Below are 17,704 nucleotides of genomic sequence, written 5' to 3'. Positions count from 1 at the left end.
TGCTCAACGCGATGGCCGCGATGCCGTCCGGGCACCCGTCCCGGGCGCAGCTGCGCGACAGCGCGATCGAGGCCTGGCTGCCCCTGGCCCGCCACCTCGCCAACCGCTACTCCGGCCGCGGCGAACCCACCGACGACCTCATCCAAACCGCCACCGTCGGCCTCATCAAAGCCGTCGACAAATTCGACCCCGACCGTGGCGTCGACTTCGCCGGCTACGCCATCCCCACCATCATCGGCGAAATCAAACGCCACTTCCGCGACCGCACCTGGAGCGTCCGCGTCCCCCGCCGCCTCCANGAACTNCGCCTCGCCATCACCGAAGCCAACAGCACCCTNACCCACACCCTCGGCCGCTCCCCGACCGTCACCGACATCGCCACCCACCTGGCGATCACCGAGGAAGACGTCCTGGAAGGCCTCGAAGGCGCCCGCGCCTACAACGCCACCTCCCTGAGCACNCCNATCTCCGCCGACGGCACCACCGAACTCGGCGACACCCTCGGCGGCGAAGACCACGAATACGAACTCGCCGAAACCCGCGTCGCCCTCGGCCCCGCCCTCGCCACCCTCGACGACCGCGAACAGAAGATCCTCACCCTGCGGTTCTACGGCAACCTGACCCAGTCGCAGATCGCCGACCAGATCGGCATCTCCCAGATGCACGTCTCCCGCCTGCTCACCAAGGCCTTGGCGAAACTGCGCACCGAGCTGGCCGCCACCTTCTGACCAACCCCCTCACCCGGTCCCGGGCGGCCGCCACTTCCCGGGACCACCAGAGGAGCCCCGAGGCGCCATGCCCCGGGGCTCTTCGACCACTTTGCTCTGCGCACCCCTACGCGCCGCTCTGCGCACCCGGGGTCACGTCCACGGGCGCGCCGCTCTGCGCACCCGGGCGTGCCGCTGTGCGCACCCATACGCCCTGCTCTGCGCACCCGGGCGCGCTGCTCTGCGCACCTATACGCCCTGCTCTGCGCACCTATACGCGCTGCTCTGCGCACCTATACGCGCTGCTCTGCTTACCTGGGCGCGCGGGTCGGTCACTCGGCGCCGGAGGCTCGCCAGTTCAGTTGGACTAGCAGTTGGCGGGCCTGGTCGGCTACCTCGGGGTCGGTGACGACCGCGTACTGGCCGGCCTGCAGGGAGCTGCGCGACGCGAAGTCGCGCCGGCCGCCGGTGGCGGCGTGGGCGATCGCGCCGAAGATCGCGCCCCAGGCCGCGCCGATCAGCAGGCCTACGAAGATCACGGCGAACCAGTTGGAGCTGGAGAACAGGCCGAGCAGCAGGCCGATGAACAGGCCGAACCAGGCGCCGCTGGCCGCGCCGGCGCCGGCCGCGCGGAGCGTGGTGAGGCGGCCCAGCACGTTCTCGACCAGGCGCAGGTCGGTGCCGATGATCGCGGTGCGCTCGACCGGGAACTTCTGGTCGGACAGGTGGTCGACGGCCTGCTGGGCGAGCGCGTAGTCGGGGTAGGTGCCGACCACGACCGTCGGCAGCGCCGCCCCGCCGGGGGTCTGGCTGGGCAGGCTCGGCACGCCGGCCGGGCCGGGCGGAATGCCGGGGCTGCCGGCGCCGGGGTTCCCGAAGCCGGGGTTCGCGGCAGCCGGTGCGGCGGCGGGTGAGGGTGCGGCGGCGGGTGGGGGCGCGGCGGCGGGTGCGGGCTCGGTGACGGGTGCGGGCTCGGCGACGGGGGCGGGTTCGGGGGCCGGGCCGGGGGTGGCGGCCGTCGGGGTGCTATCGGATGGGGTGGTCACTTCTTGCCTCCCTTGGGACGGCGGGCCACTCGGCCCGCCTTAGCGGGCCTGGCCGCGGCGGGAGCACGATCGCCCGCCGCCAGCCACACCCAGATCAGGAATCCGCCGGCCACGGCGGCGGCGACGCCGGCCGAGCCGGTGAGGAACGCGAACCGGCTGGACACGAGCCCGGGCGTGACCCGCACCGACATGACCACCGAGATCAGCCCGAGCACCGCGGCGACGCCGGCCACCACCGCGGCCGCGAGCAGCAGCAGCGTGGTGAGGCGGCTGGGCCGGGCGGGCGGACCGCCGTGGCGGCGGAACAGCCGGATGCCGAACGCGGCGAAGGCGGCCCAGGCCAGCACCAGCAGCACCGCGGCGACCGTGTCGCTCGGCCGGTGCCATTCGGCCCAGACGGTGGCCACCGCGATCACCAGGACGTAGGCGGCGCCGGCCAGGGCCACGATCCCGCGTACGGCCGCGGGCAGCACCATGATCAGCGCGAACGCCACCGAGGCCGCGGCGGCGGTGTGCCCGCTCGGGAACGAGTTCGGGGCGGGGAAGTCGTCGAGGTTCGGCCGGGTCAGATGGGTCTTGAGCAACTGGCAGCTCGCGTTGGCCCCGAGCACCAGCACGGTCGCGCCGATCGCCAGGTCGATCCGCCCGCGCAGCACCCCGATGGTGGCCGCGGCCAGGCACACCAGCACCAGGCTCACCAGCGTCGTGCCGTTGAGGGTACGGCTGAGCACCTCGACCACGCGCTGGTGGTGCACGTCGCCGCCGAGCATCGCGGTGGTGTCCGCGTACTGGCCGGTCGCGGTGCGGACGAAGACCACGTAGGAGGCGGCGACCCCGGCCGCGGCCAGGATCGCGACGCCGAGCGGGGCGAGGACGTGCCCGGCGCCGGGCGGCCGGGGCGTTCGCCCGGTGGCGGTGCGGGTGGTCAACCCGGACGACCCGGCGCGGGACGTCTTGGTGCGGGACGTCTGGGTGCGGGACGCCAGGGCCGTCATCGGCGGGACCCCTCCTGCGGCTTGGGTGATCAAGCCTGACTTGATCAAGGCTGGGCGTGACGGTAGCCGTTTGCCCAAACGGTCGCGGTTTCAAGCACGGCGCACCCCAAGTCTCTCGGATCTCTTTCCGTCACAACAGTGCGCGGCCGGAGTCGTGGCTACTCATCCGCAACCGGCATCGCTCTCGGCCCGCAACGGGACAACCCCACCTTCGGACGGACACCGACACGAAGGGACTCTTCATGGGGTTCAGGACCCGAATGCTCGCGGTGCCGCTGATGGCGCTGACCGCCGGCGCGGGCCTGGTGGTCGCGCCCGGGGCCGCCGAGGCCGCCGGGGTCACGGCGACCGTCAAGGTGAGCAGCTCGCTCAAGACCAGGACCGGGCCATCGCTGACCGCGCGGGTCACCGGTTCGCTGCGCAACGGGCAGAAGGTCACCGCCGTCTGCCGGACCACCGGGCAGTCGATCCGCGGCTCGGTGCGGACGACCAGCCAGTGGGACCGGCTCAGCGACAACTCGTACGTCACTCACGCGTACCTCCAGATCAGCGGGACCTTGCCACTCTGCGCGACCACCACGCCGCAGGCCGTCCCGGTGAAGGCGAAGCCGAAGCCGGCGGCCATCGTGACCTACAAGATCGGCACGGTGCGCAGCACGGACGGCGCCGTGAACATCCGGACCGGCCCGTCGACGGCCTTCCCGGTCAAGCGCGCGGTGGTCAGCGGCGCGAAGGTGCAGGGCGTGTGCGGCGTGGTCGGCTCGATGGTCAACGGGACGGTCCGCTCGACCACGCAGTGGAACCGGCTCAGCGACGGCGGCTACATCTCGCACGCGTACGTCGTCACGCCGACGCTGCACCTGTGCCCGGGCGCGGCGCCGGCCGTCCCGGTGACCACCCCGGCGCTCACCCCGGACCAGTTCATCAAGGCCGCGGTCCCGGGCGCGCAGAAGGGCTGGCGGGAGTACGGCGTGCCGGCCTCGGTCACGATCGCGCAGGCGATCCTCGAGTCGGGCTGGGGGCGTAGCAGCCTGTCGGTCACCGACCGCAACTACTTCGGGATCAAGTGCCAGAACGGCAAGTACGGCACTCTCGCGAAGGGTTGCCATGTCTACAACACCAGCGAGTGCGACAAGGCCGGCAACTGCTTCGCCACCACGGCGAGCTTCCGGATCTACGCGACGATGGCCAACTCGTTCCGCGACCACGGGAACTTCCTGCGGGTGAACAGCCGTTACAAGCCCGCGTTCGCCTACACCAGGGACGCGAACAAGTTCATCTGGCAGGTGTGGAAGGCCGGGTACGCGACCGACCCGAACTACTACACGAAGATCACCACGCTGATGGCCTCGAACCAGCTCTATCAGTACGACATCTGGAAGTGAAAGATCCTTCGCCCCCGTCGGCCGAACTGGCCGGCGGGGGCGATTTGCGTATTACGCTCACTTTGGTGAGGCGGGGGAGCGCTATCCGCCGGGGACGGCCGACCGGGCCCTGGCTCGCTGCCGCCGTGGTCGTCATCGGGCTCACCGCGTCCCTGCTGATCGTCGCCGGCGTGCGCGCGGCCCAGCACGAGAACGCCGAGCGGGTCATGGACCAGCGGGCCGAGATGGCCCGGGCCGCCGTGCTCGCCGAGACCGAGCGGTACAGCTCGCTGCTGGCCGCCACCGCCGCTGGGCTCGCCACCGATCAGGGCATCACCTGGGAGGACTTCGACGCGGCCACCTCGCCGCTCGCCTCGGCCTCGCTTATCGGGGCGGTCAGCGTCGCCTTCGTGGTGCCGGCCACCCGCGCACAGGTGCCGGCCGTGCAGCGGCTGTGGCGCTCGCGGGGCTCCGACGGGCTGGTGCTGAAGCCGGTCGGCGACGGCGCCGAGCACTACTTCTCGATCTTCTCCCGGGGGCTGAACAGCGGCGCCACCACGGCCGTCGGCGGCGACGTGGCCGCCGCCACCGAGCCCGCGAACGCGCTGATCGACGCGCGCCGGATGAGCGTGCCGACGGTTTCCGACACGTACGTCCTGTTGCGCGACCGGAACCTGCCGGCGGCGCAGCAGCAACACTCGTTCGTCTTCGCCGCGCCGATCTGGCCGCGCTCGGCCGACCCGGACTTCCGCGGCTGGCTGGTGCTCGCCATGCGCGGCCAGGACTTCCTCAGCGGCGTGCTCGCCACGGTCAGTCAGGGACAGCTCTCCGGCGAGCTGCGCGCGCACAACACCGACGGCAGCCAGCCGGTCGTCGCCCGCTACACCGCGCCCGGCTCGCCCGGCCTCGTCCGGCAGAGCCTGCTCGACGTGGCCGACCGGGAGTGGACGCTGACCGTGCGGGCCGACCCGAGCCGGCTGCCGGGCGCCCACAGCGGCCTGGCCGGCACCGTCCTGGGCGGCTGTCTCGCGATCACGCTGATCCTGGCCGGCCTGGTCTACGTGCTGGCCACCGGCCGGGAACGGGCGATCGCGCGGGTACGGGAGGCCACCGCCGAGCTGCGCGCGGCCGAGGCCGAGAGCCGTCGCCAGGCCGGCCTGCTCGGGGCGGTGATGACCACCATCGGCGACGGCGTCGGCGTGGTCGACGAGAACGGCGAGTTCCTGCTGCACAACCCGGCCGCCAAGGCGCTGCTCGGGGTGGCCGAGGACACCAGCGACACGGACAGCTGGCAAGAGCACTACGGGCTGTACCGCGCGGACGGGCGCACCCCGTTCCCGGTCGACGAGCTGCCGCTGATGCGGGCGCTGCGCGGCGAGCAGGCCAGCGACGTCGAGATGGTGGTGCGCAACCCGGCCTGGCCCGAGGGCATCGTGATCAGCGTCGACGGCCGGCCCCTCGACGCCGGCGCCGGGCAGCGCGGCGCGGTCGCGGTCTTCCACGACATCACCGAGATCCGCCGGTACGAGGCCGACCTCGCGGTCTTCGCGGGCGTGGTGGCGCACGACCTGAAGGCGCCGCTCACCGTCATGCGCGGGCACTGCGAGGCGGCCGAGGAGTCGGTCGAGGCCGGGGCCGACCCGCGGCCCTCGCTGCAGCGGATCCTGCGGGCCGTCGAGCGGATGAGCGGAATGATCGACACCCTGCTCGCCTACACCACGGCCCGGGACGCGCCGCTGTCCTGCACGGCCGTCGCGCTGGACGAGCTGGTGGCCGACGTGGTGCAGGACCGGTCGTTCGGCGATCTCTACATCGGGCCGCTGCCGACCGTGTGGGCCGACCCGGCGATGCTGCGGCACGTCCTGGACAACCTGATCGGCAACGCCCTCAAGTACGTCCGCCCGGACACACCGGCCCGGGTCGACATCACCGCCTCCGCCGACGGGCCCGGCTGGACCCGGATCGAGGTGGCCGACCGCGGCATCGGCATACCGGACGCCGAGAAGCCCGCGGTCTTCGAGAGGTTCCACCGGGCGCACGCCTCGGCCGGGTACGCCGGCACCGGCCTGGGCCTGGCCATCTGCAAACGCATCGTGGAGCGCCACGGCGGGGAGATCGGCGTCGGCGACAACCCCGGCGGCGGGACGCGCTTCCACTTCACCCTGCCCTTGGAGGTCGGCGACATGAAGATCAAATCGAGGAAGAACGACGACGAGCGGGCCCGCGAGAAGCTCGAACGGGCCCTCGCCGAGCGGGCGTCCATGGAGAACGTGCGGCTGCCCGGGCTCGGCGCCCTGCCGACGGCCGACCCGTCGGCCCGGGAACCGAGCGCGGCCCGCTTGCGCTCCCCGGTGCCACATCACCCCACGGGCGAGTAAGACTGGGGCGCATGAGCATTCCCGCCCTTCCGCTTTCCGCCGGGCCCGCGATGCCGCTGCTCGGCTTCGGCACCTGGCAGATCCGCGGCGAGTCGGCCTACCAGGCCGTGCGCGCCGCGCTCGACGCCGGCTACCGGCACATCGACACCGCGACCATGTACGGCAACGAGGCCGAGGTCGGCCGCGCGCTGGCCGACTCCGGCGTGCCCCGCGACGAGGTCTTCGTCACCACGAAGCTGCCGCCCGAGCGGGCCGGGCGCGAGCGCGCCACGATCACCGAGAGCCTGCGGCAGCTGCGGATCGACGCGGTCGACCTCTGGCTCATCCACTGGCCGCCGTCGCGGGGCCGGTCGGTCAAGGTGTGGCGCGAGTTCATCGAGCTGCGCGACGCGGGGCTGGCCCGGAACATCGGCGTCAGCAACTACGACCTCGACGACATCGACGAGCTGGCCAAGGCCACGGGGGAGACGCCGGCGGTCAACCAGATCCGGTTCGGGCCGACGCTGTGGGACGCCCGCCTGGTCGAGGGGCACCGGGCCCGCGGCGTGGTCGTCGAGGGATATTCGCCGTTCAAGACGACAAACCTGCACGACCCGGTGCTCACCCAGATCGCCGCCCTGCACGGCGTGGACCCGGCCCGGGTGATCCTGCGCTGGCACGTCCAGCACGAGATCGTCGTGATCCCCAAGTCGAAGACTGACGCGCGGATCCGGACAAACTTCGATATCTCCGACTTCGAGCTGACGGACGAGGAGATGGCCGCGATAGACGGCTTGGCGCGCCGTTAATCACAAGGCGTCGCGGGGCGGGTGCGCCGTATTCTTGCTGCGCCATGTCTTCAACACCCGCCGCGCTTCGCACCCGGCTAGCAGAGCTCCTTCCCCGCGACGAACGGCGACTCCAGCGCCGGCTGGAGGGCACCCGCAAGATCCGCGACGACGCGGCGCGGGAAGCCGTCCTCGCCGAGATCGCCGCCGAGGCCGCGCAGGCCGAGGAACGGCTCAAGGCCCGGCTCGCCGCCGTCCCCAAGGTCACCTACCCCGAGTCGCTGCCGGTCAGCCAGCGCAAGGACGACATCCTCGCCGCCATCCGCGACCACCAGGTCGTGGTGGTGGCGGGGGAGACCGGCTCGGGCAAGACCACCCAGATCCCCAAGATCTGCCTGGAGCTGGGCCGGGGCGTCCGCGGTCAGATCGGGCACACCCAGCCGCGCCGGATAGCGGCCCGCACGGTCGCCGAGCGCATCGCCGAGGAGCTCGACCGGCCGCTCGGCTCGACCGTGGGGTACAAGGTGCGCTTCACCGACCAGGTGAGCGACGACACCATGATCAAGGTGATGACCGACGGCATCCTGCTCGCCGAGATCCAGAACGACCGGCAGCTGCGGCGGTACGACACCCTGATCATCGACGAGGCGCACGAGCGCAGCCTCAACATCGACTTCATCCTGGGCTACCTGCGCGAGCTGCTCCCACGGCGCCCCGACCTCAAGCTGATCATCACGTCGGCGACGATCGAGACGCAGCGTTTTGCCGAGCACTTTTCCGACAAAGATGGCAAACCTGCGCCCGTCATCGAGGTCACCGGCCGGACATATCCCGTCGAAGTTCGATATCGGCCCTTGGTGCAAACCACCGAGGACGAGACCGAGGAGCCGATGGACCAGGTCGACGGCATCGCCGAGGCCGTCGACGAGTTGGGCCGCGAGGGGGACGGCGACATCCTGGTCTTCCTCTCCGGCGAGCGGGAGATCCGCGACACCGCCGACGCGCTCGGCAAGCGCGACCTGCGCGACACCGACATCGTGCCGCTCTACGGCCGCCTGTCCGCCGCCGAGCAGCACAAGGTCTTCGAGCGGCACAGCCGGCGCCGCGTCGTGCTCGCCACCAACGTCGCCGAGACGTCGCTGACCGTCCCCGGCATCCGCTACGTCATCGACCCCGGCACGGCCCGGATCAGCCGCTACTCCAACCGGCTCAAGGTGCAGCGGCTGCCGATCGAGCCGGTCTCGCAGGCCAGCGCCAACCAGCGCAAGGGACGCTGCGGCCGGCTCGCCGACGGCATCTGCGTCCGGCTCTACTCGGAGGAGGACTTCGACGCCCGCCCCGAGTTCACCGAGCCCGAGATCCTGCGTACGAATCTCGCCTCGGTGATCTTGCAGATGACCAACCTGGGGCTCGGCGATCTCGCCAAGTTCCCGTTCATCGACCCGCCCGACCGGCGCAACATCACCGACGGCGTCAAGCTGCTCGAGGAGCTCGGCGCGCTCGACGAGCGCAGGCTCACCCCGCTCGGGCGTCAGCTCGCGCAGCTGCCGGTCGACCCGCGGCTGGCCCGCATGGTCATCGAGGCCGACAAGCAGGACTGCGTCGCCGAGGTCATGGTGATCGCCGCGGCGCTGTCCATCCAGGACCCGCGCGAGCGCCCGACCGACAAACAGCAGCAGGCCGACGAGAAGCATGCCCGGTTCACCGACAAGGAATCGGACTTCTTCAGCTATCTCAACCTCTGGCGCTACCTGCGCGAGAAACAGCAGGAACTGTCCGGGAACCAATTCCGCCGGCTCTGCCGATCCGAGTTTCTCAACTATCTGCGCGTACGGGAGTGGCAGGACATCTACGCCCAGCTGCGCCAGGTGTCCCGTACCCTCGGATTGTCTCTTGAAGAGGACCGCGAGGAGCTCTCCGAGGGGCAGCACGTGCACACCGCCCTGCTCGCCGGTCTGCTCAGCCACCTCGGGCTCAAGGACGGCGACAAGCGTGAATACCTGGGCGCGCGCGGCGCGAAGTTCGCCATCTTCCCCGGCTCGGCGCTGTTCAAGAAGCAGCCGCGCTGGGTGATGTCGGCCGAGCTGGTCGAGACCAGCCGGCTGTGGGGCCGGGTCAACGCCCGCATCGAGCCGGAATGGGCCGAGAAACTCGCGCCGCACCTGGTGAAGCATTCGTACAGCGAGCCGCACTGGGAGAAGAAACAAGGCGCCGTCATGGCGTACGAGAAGGTGACTCTCTACGGTCTGCCGATCGTGCCGCGCCGGCGGGTCGGATACGCGCGGATCGACCCCGTGCTCTGCCGGGAGCTGTTCATCCGGCACGCGCTGGTCGAGGGCGACTGGGAGACCCACCACAAGTTCTTCGACGAGAACCGCCGGCTGCTCGAGCGCATCGAGGAGATCGAGAACCGGGCCCGGCGGCGGGACATCGCGGTCGACGACGAGACCGTCTACCGGCTGTACGACGAGCGGATCCCGGCCGAGGTGGTCACCGCCCGACACTTCGACGCGTGGTGGAAGAAGGCCCGCCAGGAGAACCCGGACCTGCTGACTTTCACCCGCGACCTGCTGGTGAACGCCGGGCGCGACAGCGTCGACCCGAACGCCTTCCCGGACGCGTGGCTGGCGAACGGCGTGCGCCTGCCGCTGACGTACGAGTTCGAGCCGAACTCGGCCGCCGACGGCGTCACGGTCGAGGTGCCGCTGCCGCTGCTCAACAAGCTCGACCCGGAGGACTTCGGCTGGTCGGTGCCGGGGTTCCGCAAGGACGTCGTGATCGCCCTGATCCGGTCGCTGCCGAAGGCGCTGCGCACCAACTTCGTGCCGGTGCCGGACTGGGCCGAGGCCGTTCTCGACCGGGTGCCGGCCCGGCGCGGGCCGCTCACCGACGCGATCGGCAACGAGCTGCGGCGGCTCACCGGGATCGTGGTGCCGCGCGACGCCTGGCGGCCCGCGGAGGTGCCGGCGCACCTGCGGATGAACTTCCGCGTGGTCGACGAGTCTGGCGAGACGCTCGGGGTCGGGCGTGACCTCGAGGAGCTGCGGCAGCGGCTGGCGCCCAAGGTGCAGCGGACGATCTCGGCGGCGGCCGGGAACATCGAGCGCCGGGGGATCACCACCAACGACTTCGGGATGCTCCCGCGCCGGGTGGCGCAGGTCCGCGGCGGGTACGAGGTCACGGTCTTTCCCGCCCTGGTCGACGAGGGGGACTCGGTGGCCGTGCGGGTCTTCGAGTCGGAGCCCGAGCAGCGGGTCGCCATGCGCGCCGGCACCCGCAAGCTGCTGCTGCTCACGCTGCCGCCGGCCGCTCGCTTCCTGCAGGGACGGCTGGACAACCGGGCCAAGCTCGAGCTCTCCCGCGCGAACCCGTACCGGTCGATCGCCGATCTCCTCGACGACTGTTCCGGGGCGGCCGTCGACAAGCTGGTGGCCGACGCGGGCGGGCCGGTCTGGTCCTCGATCGAGTTCGCCTCGCTGCGCGACACCGTCCGGCAGGACCTGGTCGACGCGGTGGAGGGCGTGGTCGCTCAGGTGCAGGCGGTGCTGGCGACGACGTACGACGTGGAACAGCGGCTCAAGGGCCTGCGCGACCCGCAGCTGATCCCGGCGCTCGCCGACATCCGGCAGCAGTTGCGGGGCCTGGTCCATCCCGGGTTCGTCACCGAGACCGGGTGGCGGCAGCTGCACCACCTGCCGCGGTACCTGCGCGGCGTCGTCTACCGCCTCGACCGGGTCGCCTCCAACCTGGCCCGCGACCGGCAGCTGATGGCGCAGATCCACGAGATCGAGTCGGAGTACCGCGAGCTGCGGGCCGAGTTCCCGCCGCTCAGCCCGGCCGACGAGGGGCTCGCCGAGATCCGCTGGATGATCGAGGAACTGCGGATCAACCTGTTCGCGCAGACCCTCGGCACCGCCTACCCGATTTCGGACAAACGCATCTACAAGGCGATGGATCAGCTGCCCGCGTAGCGGCCCCGGAGACGCTCGGGTGCCGTTCGGTTACCCCCCTTCCGGTACGCCCGGGCGGGCCATAGCGTCGTCGCCATGACGAACGAATTCCTCGCCTTCGCCCCGATTTCCGCCGACGCGACCGCCCCGATCCTGGACCCGGCGACCGCGCTGCTGGACGAGATGATGGCGCGGGTGGGTGTCGACGGCCTGGCCGCCGCGTTCGCCGACCCCGGGTTGCTGGCGCTGGTCGACCAGCACGCGGCGGCGGTGCGCGACGCGCTGGCCGAGGCGGAGCGCCCGCTGGACGGTTCGTCGCTGGCGTCCTACGTCCGGTCGATCGTCGCGGGCGCGCGCCGGTCGGGCCGCTACATCCCCGCGATCGGCGAGGCTCCCACCCGGCCGTCCGAGTGGCTGGCCAGCGACTGGCACATGCTGCGCCTGGTCGCCGTCTGCCTGCTCGCCGAGGCCGAGGACCTGCTCTGAGCCCCGCCTGCGCCGGCCTTGCCCGCTCGGGCTTGCTCACGCCACGAATGCGACAAATCCCTCAGATGCTGATTTTTAAGTAACAATTCGGTCAAGCGGCGATCTCAGGGGCATGAAGATCGTAATCGCTCTCGCGGCGGTGGCCGGCCTGATCGTCCCGGCATCGCCCGCCCTGGCGGCTCCCGCCGCCCTCTCGGACACGCCGCCCGCCACCGCCACGGCGGCCGCACCAGCCACGGCGGCCGCACCAGCCACGGCCGCCGCACCGGCCACGGCGGCCACGGCGGCCACTACCGCGGCCGCGCCGGCCGTTGCGCGGCCGGGCGGGGTTCCGGCGAACACCGCCCCCGCCGCGGCGACGACGCCGCCGGCCACGGCCGCCGCACCCGGTGTCCCGGCCCTGGTGGCCCGCTGGGACTTCGACGCCGGCTCGGTGGGCGGCCGCGTCGCCGACACCTCCGGCCGCGGACCCGCGCTCAGCGTGCGCTCGGCCGACCAGGGCATCATCCGGTTCGAGGGCGGCCCGACCGGCGGCAAGTACGTCGCCTTCCCCGACCTGTGCCCGACCACCGCGACGACCTGCCCGCGCGGCCTCCTCGAGGCGCCCAACGACGCCGACCTCAACCCCGGAACCCGCCTGTTCCGCTGGTCGGCACGGGTCCACCTGACCAAGGCCCAGATCGGCGGCTCCGCCAACATCATGCAGAAGGGCGTGGCCAACACCGGCAGCCAGTGGAAGATGCAGGTCGGCGCCACCCAGGGCCGGGCCCAGTGTGTGGCCGTGGGCGTGGGCTCGCCCACCGTCTACATCGCCCGCTCCACGACCTCCGTCGCGGACGGCCTCTGGCACAAGATCCTCTGCCAGCGCGTGGGCCCGGCGCTCTCGGTCTACATCGACGGCGTCCCCCGGGGCCAGACCGCGATCCCGGCCACCCTGTCGATCACCAACACCCTGCCCCTGCGCCTCGGCGGCCCCAACTTCAACACCACGAGCGACATGTACCACGGCCTCCTCGACGACGTGTACGCCGAGCTGGGCTGACCCATCCACCGGGCCCGGCGCCCCCGCGCCGGGCCGACATCCGCTGTTCCCGCCGCACCCACCAGGCACAACGGCCCGGCGACCGGGGGCCGGACCGCGATCCGGCCACGAGCCGCTCGGCCAGATCGCGTCGCCTCCCGGCGGCGGCCCGGCTGCCGGCTCCGGGCCGCGGGACGCGCAGGGCACCCGAATGGCGGCCGGGCATCCCGCATCCGGCCCACCATCGCGAGTACGGCGCCGCCCGTTCCTCGAGACCGGAGAGGGCGTGGAGTTTCTCTTCGCTGCGAACGGTGGTCTCCTCTCGCCAGGAGGACGGGGACCGCGGTTGCCGCCGCGGCCCCGGCCTCGAAGGATGTCTAGCTGCGGCGGAAGGCGTAGGACCGCGACTTGCCGCCGCCGACGCGGGCGTGATTGCGTTCCGACCGGCCGCGGGCGGCCTCGCGGCCGTCCCGGGCACCGCGGTGCCCGGCTTCGACGGCGCTGGGCCGCGGGGCCCCGCCGTCGGCAACAACCGGGCGGGTGAGCCCGGCGGCGAGATCGCGCTGGGCGAGCTCGTCCGGATCGATATGAACGGTGAAAGGCATGGGAACCTCCTCGGGCCCCGGCACAAACCGGGGCAAAGCAGGGTGATGCCGTGGAGAGAGAACATGATTGCTCCGGGCGTCGGCACGCCGGTGTCTCCACGGCGGACAGCCCGCCGGAGCACCCGGAGCCGGAACGCGGGGGCCGCCGATGGCGGCCCCCCGAGAGCATCAGAAGATCATGCGAACCACGCTAACCGCGCGGTGCGTGCTACGCGACCGAATTAATGTCGACCACGATCGGCGCGTGGTCGGACGGGCCCTTGCCCTTGCGCGCCTCGCGGTCGATCACCGCGTCGGTGACCTGGCCGGCGATGTCCTCGGTGGCGAGCACCAGGTCGATCCGCATGCCCTTGTTCATGTGGAACATCCCGGCGCGGTAGTCCCAGTACGTGAAGGGCCGGTCGCCCTTGAGCGGGCGCCCCACGATGTCGTGCAGCCCGAGGTCGCGGATCGCGGCGATCGCCTCGCGTTCGGGCGGGGTCACGTGGGTGGCCCCGACGAAGACGGCCGGGTCCCAGACGTCGGCATCGGTCGGCGCCACGTTGAAGTCGCCGGCGATCACCAGCGGTCCCTCGGCGATCTCCGCGGCGAGCGCGGACCGCAGCGCGGCGAGCCAGGACAACTTGTACGTGTAGTGGGGATCCTCCGGCGTGCGCCCGTTCGGGACGTACACGGACATGAATTTGATCTTGTCGCAGACGGCGCTGATGAGGCGGGCCTCGGGGTCGGGGAAGCCCGGCTCGCCGGCGAAGCCGTGGCGGATGCCGGTCAGGCCGACGCGGGACAGCAGGGCGACACCGTTCCATCGGCCCTGGCCGTAGGCCGCGGTCTCGTAGCCCAGCTCGGCGACCTCGGCGGACGGGAATCCGTCGGCCGGGACCTTGGTCTCCTGCAGGCACAGCACGTCGGGCTTCGTGCCGTCGAGCCACTCCAGCAGCCGCGGCAGCCGGGCCTTGACCGAGTTGACGTTCCACGTGGCGAAGCGCATCTGCCCAGCCTGCCCCATCGCGGTCGCGCGTGGGAATCAGGGGCGGCGCACGGCCGCCATGAGTGCCGCGGCGAGGCCCACGGTGAGCATGAGCAGGACGCTCACCAACGCGATCATGACACTCCTCGTACTGTGATCCGCATTACTTACAGGCACCGAAATGATGCCCGACCGAACGCCGCGGCGCCAGGGTCACTCGTGCCCGGCGAGCGTCGCCGCAGTTCCGGACGCGTGCCAATGTGCCGCGAACTCGGCCGGTGGCACCGCCGGACCCCACAGCCAGCCCTGGCCGTGCGTCACGCCCATGCCGGCGAGCGCGTCTCGCTGCACCCGCGTCTCCACCCCCTCGGCGATCACGCTCAGTCGCAGCGCCTGGCTCATCGCGACGATCGCCCGGACCAGCTCGCCGGCCTCGTCGTCGGCGCCGAGCCCGATCACGAACGAGCGGTCGATCTTCACCCCGGTGACCGGGAAGCGGCGCAGGTAGCCGAGGCCGGAGAAGCCGGTGCCGAAGTCGTCGATGAGCAGCTTCACGCCCAGCTCGCGCAGCTCGAAGACGACCCGGGAGGCGGTGCCGGAACCGGAGCCGTCGATCATCACGCTCTCGGTCATCTCCAGGGCCACACTCGGGGCCGGCACCCCGAACCGCAGCAGCTCACCGGCGACGACCAGGGGGAACGACGGGTCGTTGAGCTGCTTGGCCGAGACGTTGATGGACAGGTAGAAGTCGTCGGAGACGGTCCCGTCGGCCCGCCATGCGGCGAGCTGCCGCAGCGCCTCCTGCCGCACGTAGGTGCCGATCGCCCGGATCAGCCCGGCGTCCTCGGCGAGCGGGATGAACACGGCCGGCGAGATCGGGCCGCGCTCCGGGTGGACCCAGCGGACCAGCGCCTCGGCGCCGAGGGGGCGACCGGTCTCCACCCGTACGATCGGCTGGTAGGCCACCCAGAGGTCGCCCTCGCCGAGAGCGCGGCGCAGCGCGACCTCGAGCTCGATGCGCTCGCGCACCTGGTCGTGCATCGACCGGTCGAACACGGTCGCGTGGCCCGGCCCCTGCGACTTGGCCTGGTACATGGCGGTGTCGGCGTCCCGCATGAGCTCCTCGGGGTCGCCCTCGGGTCCGGCCGAGGCGATGCCGACCGACGCGCTGATCTTCAGCTCGAAGTCGCGCACCACGAACGGGCGCTCGAAGCAGCCGAGCGCGGCCTCGAGCAGCCGGTCCGCGTACGCCTGGTCGCCGATGGCGGTGAGCAGGAACTCGTCGCCGCCCAGCGCGGCCACCCGCACGTCGGCGGGCACCCGGGCGCGCAGCCGGTCGCCGACCTCGATCACCAGCCGGTCGCCGGTGTCGTGCCCCCACGAGTCGTTGACGTACTTGAAGCCGTCGAGGTCGAGCAGCAACACCCAGACCGCCTCGTCGCCGGGCGCGACGTAGCCGATCAGCCGCTCGATCTCGTCGCTGATCATCCGGCGGTTGGGCAGCCCGGTCAGCGCGTCGTGGGTGGCCTGATACTCGGCGAAGTGCTGAGCGCTGGTCTGCGCCCGCACCGCCGCGATCGCGCGCAGCAGCACCAGCGAGACGATGACCGCTCCCACCACGGCGATGACCACCCGGTTGCCGGCGGTGTCCCCGAGCGCGACGAACAGCACGAAGGGGGTGGCCAGGGCCGGGGCGAGCAGCGCCATCCGCCGGGCCGACCACGCCGGCACCGGCGCCCGGGCCGGCCGGCCCAGCAGCACGGCCGACGGGTGCAGGGCGGTCATCCCGATCAGGGTGTACGTGAGCAGGAACGGCGCGTCGAGCAGCGGCGAGGTGTACAGGTGGCCGGAGGCGCCGATGATCGCGTACGCGAGGTCGCCGGTGAGCAGCAGCGTCATGGCGCCGAGCAGCGCGATCAGGCCGACCGGCCAGGTCCGGGCGGTGAAGGTCAGGCTGAGCACGAGCATCAGCACGACGATGTCGAACAGTGGGTACAGCCCGGCCAGCATCGAGACGACCGGCGAGCGATCGGTGATCTCGGCCGCCGGGATGGCGAGCAGCAACGTGCTGGCCAGCCCGCCCGCGAGGCAGACGATCAGGCCGTCGAGGACGGTGTGCCACTCGAGGCTCTGCCGGGCGCGCAGCAGCCCGCCCAGGAACCCCCAGAGCAGCACGTAGCCGGGAACGAAGAAGGTGTCGGCGATCAGCGGCAGCCCGGCGTCGGTGACGAACGGGCGCACGACCATGGCGATCAGGAAGAAGAGCGCGCCCGTGGCGGCGAACGTCCAGGCGCGGCGGGGCTCGGCGCCCAGCCGCCGCGGCCCGAGGAAGCAGGCGACCACGGTGCCCACTCCGACCAGCAGCGAGCAGGCGTTGTTCAGCGCGGGGGCGAGGTCGAGCAGGTACACGGCCGTCGCCGCCACCCCGCCGAGGGCGAACAGCCGCCACAATCCGGTCATCAACGGAACAGATCGGCGGTTTACGCCCGAGTATTAGGTCAACGCGCTCGCTTTGGAGGCTCCGGCCGGCGACCGCTGGGCCGGGGTCCGCCGGCCGTGCACGAAGATCGTCGGGCAGGCGGCCCGATGCAGCACCTCGCGCGCCACCGCCCCGAGCAGGCCCGCGTCGCGGACGCCGCGCGGCCCGAGCACCATCACCCGGCCCCGACGCGAGGCCAGCACCAGAGTCGGCCCCGGCGCGCCGGCCAGCAGCCGGGTGCGCGCGGAGGGCACCGTGTCCGCGGCGTCGGCCAGCACCTCGCGGCCCTGCTCCTCGTACCGGCCACCGTACTCCCGCACCACGTGCACCACCTCGAGCGTGACCCGGCGGCGGCGCGCCTCGCCCGCCGCGTACCGCAGGGCCAGCTGGCCCTGGCGGGACCCGTCCACCGCGGTCAGCACCACCCCGCGCGGCGGCCTCGGCCCGCGCGCCACCAGCACCGGGCACCAGGCGCGGGCGACCACCTGCACCAGCACCGACGCGTGCGGCAGCCACGGCGTCGTGGCCAGGTCGTCGTCGCCGAGCACCAGCAGCGCGGCCGAGTGGCTCAGGCGCAACAGGATCCGATCGGGCAACCCGTCCACGAGTTGTCCCGTCACCCGCACCCCCGGTGTGGAACGCTGGGCGGTGGCGACCGCCTCGCCGACCACCTGAGAGGCGGCCCGGCGTGCCCGGTCGTACTCGAGCCCGGCGCCCGGCGGGCCATGACTGGGCCAGGTGAACGCGTGTACCACCCGGAGCTGACTTCCACGCGAGACGGCCTCGCGCGCGGCCAGCCGCACCGCCGCCAGTCCCGCCGACGTTCCCGTCACACCGACCACTACGGGGTTTCGCACCGGTCTCACCTCCGCACTGAGACTGTGCACCATTATCTATGCAAGAACGCCACCCCCCGTGATCAATCCCTCAGCGGGTGGC

Annotated in this window: 13 protein-coding genes; 7 read left to right on the top strand and 6 right to left on the bottom strand. The window is 72.0% G+C overall.

Annotation, left to right across the window (positions count from 1 at the left end; genetic code table 11):
- The coding region (locus A3CQ_RS0150820) for an RNA polymerase sigma factor SigF (protein WP_020518688.1) at window positions 1-728 on the top strand (728 nt) is incomplete at its 5' end.
- Window positions 729-1,039: 311 nt separating this feature from the next.
- Here the strand turns inward: A3CQ_RS0150820 and A3CQ_RS0150815 are convergent.
- Together A3CQ_RS0150815 and A3CQ_RS58430 are read right to left on the bottom strand one after the other, a co-directional pair.
- Window positions 1,040-1,555 (bottom strand): general stress protein, encoded by a 516-nt coding sequence (locus tag A3CQ_RS0150815; protein ID WP_051115588.1) that lies wholly within the window; start codon window positions 1,553-1,555, stop codon window positions 1,040-1,042.
- Between the two features lie 194 nt (window positions 1,556-1,749).
- On the bottom strand, window positions 1,750-2,748 hold the full coding sequence (locus tag A3CQ_RS58430) for a phosphatase PAP2 family protein (RefSeq protein ID WP_020518686.1): 999 nt from the start codon (window positions 2,746-2,748) through the stop codon (window positions 1,750-1,752).
- Window positions 2,749-2,990: 242 nt separating this feature from the next.
- On the opposite strand from A3CQ_RS58430, the gene gsmA reads away from it, so the two are divergent.
- The 6 genes from gsmA (at window position 2,991) to A3CQ_RS56905 (ending at window position 12,735) form a co-directional block, all read left to right on the top strand.
- Window positions 2,991-4,133 (top strand): sporangiospore maturation cell wall hydrolase GsmA, encoded by a 1,143-nt coding sequence (gsmA, locus tag A3CQ_RS0150805; RefSeq protein ID WP_026207130.1) that lies wholly within the window; start codon window positions 2,991-2,993, stop codon window positions 4,131-4,133.
- 65 nt (window positions 4,134-4,198) lie between these two features.
- Window positions 4,199-6,490, top strand: a complete 2,292-nt coding sequence (locus A3CQ_RS0150800) for an ATP-binding protein (RefSeq protein WP_245577698.1) — start codon at window positions 4,199-4,201, stop codon at window positions 6,488-6,490.
- A gap of 11 nt (window positions 6,491-6,501) precedes the next feature.
- Window positions 6,502-7,278 (top strand): aldo/keto reductase, encoded by a 777-nt coding sequence (locus tag A3CQ_RS0150795; RefSeq protein WP_040434348.1) that lies wholly within the window; start codon window positions 6,502-6,504, stop codon window positions 7,276-7,278.
- A gap of 44 nt (window positions 7,279-7,322) precedes the next feature.
- Entirely contained in the window at window positions 7,323-11,228 is a 3,906-nt protein-coding gene (gene hrpA, locus A3CQ_RS0150790) for an ATP-dependent RNA helicase HrpA (protein WP_020518682.1), read from the top strand.
- Window positions 11,229-11,303: 75 nt separating this feature from the next.
- On the top strand, window positions 11,304-11,693 hold the full coding sequence (locus A3CQ_RS0150785; protein ID WP_020518681.1) for a DUF6401 family natural product biosynthesis protein: 390 nt from the start codon (window positions 11,304-11,306) through the stop codon (window positions 11,691-11,693).
- Between the two features lie 112 nt (window positions 11,694-11,805).
- On the top strand, window positions 11,806-12,735 hold the full coding sequence (locus tag A3CQ_RS56905; RefSeq protein ID WP_020518680.1) for a LamG-like jellyroll fold domain-containing protein: 930 nt from the start codon (window positions 11,806-11,808) through the stop codon (window positions 12,733-12,735).
- Window positions 12,736-13,091: 356 nt separating this feature from the next.
- Here the strand turns inward: A3CQ_RS56905 and A3CQ_RS0150775 are convergent, their stop codons facing one another.
- The 4 genes from A3CQ_RS0150775 to A3CQ_RS56900 form a co-directional block, all read right to left on the bottom strand.
- Window positions 13,092-13,319 (bottom strand): hypothetical protein, encoded by a 228-nt coding sequence (locus tag A3CQ_RS0150775; RefSeq protein ID WP_020518679.1) that lies wholly within the window; start codon window positions 13,317-13,319, stop codon window positions 13,092-13,094.
- Window positions 13,320-13,527: 208 nt separating this feature from the next.
- A complete protein-coding gene (locus A3CQ_RS0150770; protein ID WP_020518678.1) occupies window positions 13,528-14,307 on the bottom strand; it encodes an exodeoxyribonuclease III in 780 nt (259 codons plus the stop codon).
- 192 nt (window positions 14,308-14,499) lie between these two features.
- The gene (locus A3CQ_RS0150760; RefSeq protein ID WP_157297288.1) at window positions 14,500-16,746 is read right to left on the bottom strand and encodes a putative bifunctional diguanylate cyclase/phosphodiesterase; all 2,247 of its coding nucleotides are present in this window, start codon (window positions 16,744-16,746) and stop codon (window positions 14,500-14,502) included.
- 33 nt (window positions 16,747-16,779) lie between these two features.
- On the bottom strand, window positions 16,780-17,622 hold the full coding sequence (locus A3CQ_RS56900) for a universal stress protein (protein WP_169516386.1): 843 nt from the start codon (window positions 17,620-17,622) through the stop codon (window positions 16,780-16,782).
- Window positions 17,623-17,704 lie beyond the last annotated feature (82 nt).

This window comes from Paractinoplanes globisporus DSM 43857, from assembly GCF_000379645.1.
Lineage (GTDB): Bacteria > Actinomycetota > Actinomycetes > Mycobacteriales > Micromonosporaceae > Actinoplanes > Actinoplanes globisporus.
This window is presented reverse-complemented; position numbering and strand designations above follow the sequence as displayed.

Excerpts from the sequence above, each read along its gene's own strand:
- A3CQ_RS0150770 (WP_020518678.1), bottom strand. The coding sequence starts at position 14,307 with ATGCGCTTCGCCACGTGGAACGTCAACTCGGTCAAGGCCCGGCTGCCG.
- A3CQ_RS56905 (WP_020518680.1), top strand. The coding sequence starts at position 11,806 with ATGAAGATCGTAATCGCTCTCGCGGCGGTGGCCGGCCTGATCGTCCCG.
- gsmA (WP_026207130.1), top strand. The coding sequence starts at position 2,991 with ATGGGGTTCAGGACCCGAATGCTCGCGGTGCCGCTGATGGCGCTGACC.
- A3CQ_RS0150775 (WP_020518679.1), bottom strand. The coding sequence starts at position 13,319 with ATGCCTTTCACCGTTCATATCGATCCGGACGAGCTCGCCCAGCGCGAT.
- A3CQ_RS58430 (WP_020518686.1), bottom strand. The coding sequence starts at position 2,748 with ATGACGGCCCTGGCGTCCCGCACCCAGACGTCCCGCACCAAGACGTCC.
- A3CQ_RS0150760 (WP_157297288.1), bottom strand. The coding sequence starts at position 16,746 with ATGACCGGATTGTGGCGGCTGTTCGCCCTCGGCGGGGTGGCGGCGACG.
- hrpA (WP_020518682.1), top strand. The coding sequence starts at position 7,323 with ATGTCTTCAACACCCGCCGCGCTTCGCACCCGGCTAGCAGAGCTCCTT.
- A3CQ_RS0150795 (WP_040434348.1), top strand. The coding sequence starts at position 6,502 with ATGAGCATTCCCGCCCTTCCGCTTTCCGCCGGGCCCGCGATGCCGCTG.
- A3CQ_RS0150785 (WP_020518681.1), top strand. The coding sequence starts at position 11,304 with ATGACGAACGAATTCCTCGCCTTCGCCCCGATTTCCGCCGACGCGACC.